The 6,356-nt window shown below is 49.0% G+C and carries 5 protein-coding genes; all 5 read right to left on the reverse strand.

The window, feature by feature from the left end:
• Nucleotides 1-341: 341 nt before the first annotated feature.
• From H8876_RS01025 to H8876_RS01045, 5 genes are read right to left on the reverse strand one after another with little or no spacing between them, the layout of a single operon-like run.
• A complete protein-coding gene (locus H8876_RS01025; RefSeq protein ID WP_249286168.1) occupies nucleotides 342-2,546 on the reverse strand; it encodes an AAA family ATPase in 2,205 nt (734 codons plus the stop codon).
• The gene (locus H8876_RS01030; protein ID WP_465250721.1) at nucleotides 2,525-4,153 is read right to left on the reverse strand and encodes a DEAD/DEAH box helicase; all 1,629 of its coding nucleotides are present in this window, start codon (nucleotides 4,151-4,153) and stop codon (nucleotides 2,525-2,527) included. Before H8876_RS01030 ends, H8876_RS01025 begins: the two co-directional genes overlap by 22 nt.
• Nucleotides 4,154-4,681, reverse strand: a complete 528-nt coding sequence (locus tag H8876_RS01035; RefSeq protein ID WP_249286169.1) for a DUF669 domain-containing protein — start codon at nucleotides 4,679-4,681, stop codon at nucleotides 4,154-4,156. It abuts the gene before it with no gap.
• A gap of 13 nt (nucleotides 4,682-4,694) precedes the next feature.
• Complete coding sequence (locus H8876_RS01040; RefSeq protein ID WP_249286170.1) at nucleotides 4,695-5,768, reverse strand: ATP-binding protein; 1,074 nt, start codon at nucleotides 5,766-5,768, stop codon at nucleotides 4,695-4,697.
• Entirely contained in the window at nucleotides 5,768-6,310 is a 543-nt protein-coding gene (locus H8876_RS01045) for a hypothetical protein (protein WP_346727819.1), read from the reverse strand. The genes H8876_RS01040 and H8876_RS01045 overlap by 1 nt, the downstream gene beginning before the upstream one ends.
• Between the last annotated feature and the right edge of the window lie 46 nt (nucleotides 6,311-6,356).

Genomic DNA, 6,356 nt, shown 5'->3' on the forward strand with positions numbered 1-6,356 from the left:
ATGTGTATAAGAGACAGGTCATGCGGTTTTTATCAACGTTATTCAGGAAGTCTCCATTTATTGGGAATTTAATATGGATATAGAAAAAGCCCGACACCTTATTTCTAAGGTCGGGCTTTTGTCTACAGTCTGATTACTCCCCTTTAGGGGAGTACCTTTTTCTTCCCTAGGGAAAATCTCGGTAAATCACCGACTTTTTCCCTCTGAGGGAAAGTAGGGAAAATCCTCGACTTTTTCCTTCCCTAGGGAAAATTTTCCCTTCGACTTTTTCCCTGTGAAAGAAAATTTTCCCTTCGAGAATTTCCCTGTCAGGGAAAGTGTTTCCCTTCGACTTTTTCCTTCTATTTTTTACCAACAACTCCATCATCGATCCAGAATCCTCCATGCTCTTTCAAGCGATTTCTTACAGTTTTTTCCGTAACTCCCATATATTCTGACAGTGCTACAAGGGTAACTTTGCCGTCAATACTGCATGCTCCATATGCCATTTCCACCGATTCTTTTTTCTCTTTTTTGCGATCTTCCGGCGTCTTTTTCTTCTTAAAATTTCGTTTCCAACTCACCTGATCGCCGTCCGGCTGAACGTCCTGAAGCACCCCGCTCTGATCTAAAGAATGCGCCGGATAATCAAACCACAGATTCACTGGAGCAAACTTCGGAAACTCTCTGAGCGTCCCCTCGATTCGCCACGCGGTGAGGCTCTCTGCTCGCTTCTCAGCCATTCTTACAGCAGCTTCCGCCTCCCGTGCTTGTATGCCCTCTAAATGGCTGTCACAGGCTTTTTTCATCTGCACAGCGCTGCACATATCATCCTGGGACACATGATCCTCCCAGCGGTCCGAATACTTATCCAGAGTATCGATGCATGCCCTGCAGGTAAACTCGTTCTTTTTCTGCGTAAGGAGCTCTTCGCTGATCTCAAGCTCAATCAGATCCAGCAGTGCATCTGGGTCCCTTGCGAATACCCCGGAGCCCGATGCACGGTCCATGGAGCGCTTCTGCCCCTGACCACCCTTGCTGTGGTGGTGGCAGTAGATCACCGCTGCACCCAGGTCGCTGCATACGATATCGAACTGGTTGCAGAAATGAGCCATCTGATCAGCGCTGTTTTCATCACCGGTAATGACCTTATAAATCGGATCGATAATGATCGCGATATAGTCTTTCTTAGCTGCCCGACGAATAAGCTTTGGTGCCAGCCTGTCCATCGGCACGCTCTTTCCTCTCAGGTTCCAGATATCGATATGATTAAGGTTTGCCGGCTTAATGTGCATTGCCTCATATACATCCTTGAAACGATGCAGACAGCTCGCCCGGTCCAGCTCCAGATTAACGTACATCACCTTACCCTTTGCACAATTCCACTGCAGCCACTTCTTACCCTCTGCGATCGCTATGCAAAGCTCAATGAGCGCATAGGACTTTCCAGCTTTCGACGGACCTGCAAGCAGCATCTTATGTCCCTGCCGAAGCACTCCGTCAATAAGTGGCGGTGAAAGTGCCGGCAGATCATCCCAGGTATCAAGGAGACTCTCTGGATCCGGAAGATCGTCATTGACGCTTTCGATCCATTCTCTCCATTCCTCCCAGGACTCTTTTCCGATATTAGTCTCTACGAGAAACTGCTTTCTGCCGTTTCGAATAATTCCCGGCATCCGGGAAAGCCTCGAAGGATTCCTGTTCTGACTATCTATTTTCAGCCCGTTTTTTCTGCAGACCTCGTAAAGATAATCAACACGCTTTCTGTATTCCTCGTAGCTTCTGGCATCCACCTTTACAATGGCATGCAGACTCTTCTTGCCGCTGTAGACAAGGCACGCAACTGGAAGATCCAGCTCTCTGATGATGGCATTCTGCTCTTCGATCTCCATATTGTCAGACTCGACCAGGGCAAAACGGTAATCAGTAACGTTCTCATTTTTCACGCCGCGCCCATCCAGCGGATTGAACCGGATCCATGCACCGGCAGCTTCCTTATAGTCGCCGATTACCGCTCCTATATCATTCTTATTTTTTCCCAGCAGCTCGATCAGCTCTCCAGCGGTCCGGTCATACGCTCCCTTGCTTGGAAGATACTTTCCGTCCTTTTCCCAGCAGCTGGTCACATATCCGACGTTTTCATCGCTATTAAAAAGCGTTTCCAGATATTTGATCAGTTCCCCAGCAGGATTCCATTCATCCCCCGGCTCATGGATCTCTTTTCCTTCCAGCCATTCTTTTTCGACAACGACCAGCTCATCCTTGGTGCTGATCTCGGCGTCCCAGTCAAGCTCCATCCCCGGATCCGGCTTCCAGCCTCTATCCTTTGCCATCTGCACGATAGTACCGGCAGTTACCTTGGTTCCGGCCATCCCATGGAAGCTGTCCCATTTTTTCTGACACTCTCCACCGTGGTAACGCTCCCGATCAGCTCTGCTCCAGCTGTCCCAGTCAGCTGCCGTATAACCGTCTTCTTTTAGACCCATTCCTACCGCAAGCCATTCCTCGTAAGAAAGATCTCTAGGGTCTATATATTGAATTAAATCTACCAGGCTATATTTTTCCATGCCGTTTCTCCTTCAGTCTTTGGCGGTATATAAGTGTGTGGATCAATGGAGTTTGGAATTCTCCAGCCGTTTCCTGCGATCCGGTCGATCAGATGCTTAGCCGCAGTAAATTCCCACGTCCCAACATGCTGAAAACCTCTTCCTTCCAGGAAGCGGATCTGCTTTGGCGTCGTAAGTCCTGCTTTTTTTCTGGCATCGAGCCTGTTAAGAAGCTTTGACGCCTTTCCTGCATTATCGATCTCATCCGGATAGATTCCGAGTTTTTCTAAAGCTTTTGTCTGTTTTTCAGATGGCGGCGCCATCTCCCAGCCAAAGGCCGGCACGTACCCGGACAGATCTTCTGCCTGGATGCTCATCTCAAACTGCAATGGATCTACAAGTTTTCTCTTGCGGGTCCTCATCTGCTGCAGCTGCTTAGCCAGTGATTCTTCACGCTGCGCTACTACATCTTCTGCAGCCTGCGCTTCTGCCTCTTCGATATCTACAGGTGCCGGTGCATCCTTGATGTTTTCAGTCATCTGCTTTGCTACTTCTTCATTTTCACAGATCAGGTGTGCCGGATGACAAAGTTCATGCCGCTCGGTATGCCACAGAAAATCCAGAAGCAAAAGCTCTGTTTTTCCAGTCTGCGGGGAAAGACGTGTACCGCGTCCTACCATCTGGCAATAAAGGCTTCGCACCTTTGTCGGCCGGAGCACCACCACACAGTCAACAGACGGACAGTCCCAGCCTTCCGTAAGCAGCATGCTGTTACAGAGGACGTTGTATTTTCCATCATCAAAATCCTGCAGCACCTGCGCCCGGTCCATACTCTCGCCATTTACCTCCGCAGCGGCAAAGCCTGCTTTATTGAGCATCTCGCAAAACTTCTGACTTGTTTTGATCAGAGGCAGGAACACGACAGTCTTCCGATCATGACAAACTTTTCCCATCTCTTCTGCAATTTGCTCCAGATATGGATCTAAGGCAGTGCTGATATCGCCTGCCTTAAAGTCTCCCGCCTGCATACTTACCGAAGATAGATCTAGCTTTAACGGTATCGTCTGCGCTTTGATCGGACAAAGATATCCTTCCTTGATCGCCTTTGGCAGCGTGTATTCATATGCCAGACTCTCAAAATAGCTTCCGAGGTTCTTCATATCACCCCGATCCGGCGTTGCCGTCACGCCCAGGACCTTTGCCCCGGAGAAATGCGAAAGCACTTTCTGATAACTGTCTGAGATGCAGTGGTGCGCTTCATCCACGATGATCGTATCGAAGTAATCCGGATCAAACTGCTTTAAGCGCTTTTCTCTCATGAGAGTCTGCACAGATCCGACCGTTACCCGAAACCAGCTGCCAATGCAGGTCTGTTCCGCTTTTTCGGTGGAGCAGTGAAGTCCGGTCGCCGACGCCAGCTTATCTGCAGCCTGATCCAGAAGCTCGCCCCGGTGAGCAAGAATAAGCGCCCTGCCGCCGGCTCTCACCCGATCTTCTACGATCTTAGAGAAAACGATCGTCTTGCCAGTCCCCGTCGGGAGCACCAGCAAAGTGCGATCGATATTTTCCCATTGCTCATGAACAGCCTGCCTTGCTTCCTGCTGGTACGGTCTCATTTCCATAGCCATTTAGAATTTCCCCTGTTCAAATGACATCTGTGCCTGCTGCGGCTGCGGCGCTGGCTGGCTGGATGCCGGCTCATAGAATTTCTTGATTTCATTGTATGTTTTACCGTTATATTCTCTGGTCCCGACCTTGCATCTTCCTCGGGATCCCGGGACCATCGCCCAGTTCATTTTTAGCTTCTCACCTTTTTTACGCTGCCCTATTCCTGTAAAGAACGCACACAGCATTCCTTCTACCTTAGTGTGTAAGAAAAGCTGGTGCCGGATGATCGTTACTCCTTCATGTCCGCTTGCATCTTTTCCTTTGATTCTGATGTGTACGATCGCTTTGTTGCACGGCGGCAGCTTTTCACTGCCTTCATGCCGTGCACGTTCAAAATCAACTACCTCAAAGTCATAATCTCCTTCCGGGAGCGTTATGTAATCGGGACCATCCTTTTCGATTTCATCATCCCAGCCAAACTCTCTGTCATCGAAGCTGTCTGCGCTTCCATTCGGCACGAATCCTTCTGGTACATTTCCGTAACTCATATCTTATTCCTCCTTAAAATGGTATTTCCTCATCTAAAATAGCTTTATGAACCTGATCCCAGGCTCCCACTAACACACCTTTGATAAAATCATCTGGATAATTCTCGATCGGCGTCTTCGCCGGGAAATATCCTTTTTTTGCAACGATATCCTGAATCTGATTCCTTGTAACCTGATGAGCATTCATAAGGTCATAAAGCTGCGTTTTGGCAGAACCATCAGAAGCCGGCGTCGGATCAGTCTGTGGCGTTTGCGACTCTGGCTGATTTACCGCTGCAGGTTCATTCATTGCCTGCGCTGCTGCCGGATCTTCTACTGGTGGGGCAGGTTCCGGCATTTCTGTTCTTCCTGCCGATTTATCCGGAATGGCTGCTGCGATAACTGAGTAATCAAACTCTGCCTTTTCCGGAAAACCCTTTCGGTTCTTGGCGTCCCAGCACGGATGGTGTACGGTGTGCATCACCCTGCGGCCGCCTTTTGCCTTGGCTTTTTTCATATCCCCAGAGCCTTCCTTAACGACAAAGGTCTCATAATTTGCAAAGAGCACCATATCCGCCCATTCTTTCAGCAGCGGTCCGTCTTTTTTCTGTAGCTTCAGTTCCCAGCGATCATAAGCGCCTGATTCATCCGGCTGCTCAAACTTTCGCATTGTAGCGTGCGCCGTAAATACGACGTTGATTCCAAGATCGATGAGATCCGACAGCCGGTTTAAAAACCGGCCAAATTCTTCTTCCAGATACACGTAACCTTTCCCGTATCCGAAGCCCTCGATTCCGGACACCTGATTTTTTTCGCACAGATTATTGATGCAAAGTCTTTCTGCCCAGTCTGCAGTATCGATGATCAGCGAGCTGCAAACATCCGGATTTGCTTTCACCTGATCAATTTCCCACATAAGATATTGCCAGCTGGTGGGTGCCGGCAGTCTCCTGACGTCAAGCTCTCCTGTAGAGCCTTCCGTATCGATAAAAAGAGGATTCGGAAAGTGCGCTGCAAAAGTCGATTTACCGATTCCCTCCGGTCCGTAGATCACGACCTTTTGGGCTTTGTTATTGATCTTTCCTGATGTGATATCAACATTCAGCATTAAAATTCACCTGCTTTCCATGATGGCGCCGGCACTTCCGGTTCATTCGGCTTGCTGTAGCCGTCTTCAATAATGATGGAACACTCATCGCCGGTAGAAACTCTCGTTGCGATCACCTGCAGGTTTTCCTGCTGCAACCATACTCCAAACTCATTTAACGTATCCATATCCATCTGTTCCAGCTTATCCAGAAGCACAAAACCGCACTTCGGATTCAGCTTTCTGACGATAGCCACTCCAACCTTCATCTGATCTGCTCCGGAGAGGTTGTCCCACTTGAATCCTTTATATGTGAGCTCACCGTCTTCTACCGACAGACCTTCGAGCGGGAGATTAGATCCTTTCAGAAGATCCGTACGTTCACTGCGAACCTCTTCCAGCAGTACGGAATACTCGTCGTACTTCTGTGCATATTCCTGCGCTTCGGTTTCAGCCTTTTCCTTATCCAGATTCACTCTGACTTTCCGGTTGATTTCTTCGATATCCGAGATGTTCTTTTCGAGCTCTGCCGTAGATTCGTCATGCAGATCCGCAGCATCCATCCGGGCGATATCTGTCTCTTATACACATCTGACGCTGCCGACGAGC

Origin of the sequence: Lentihominibacter faecis, from assembly GCF_014306095.1 — a bacterium.
GTDB classification, from domain to species: domain Bacteria; phylum Bacillota; class Clostridia; order Peptostreptococcales; family Anaerovoracaceae; genus Lentihominibacter; species Lentihominibacter faecis.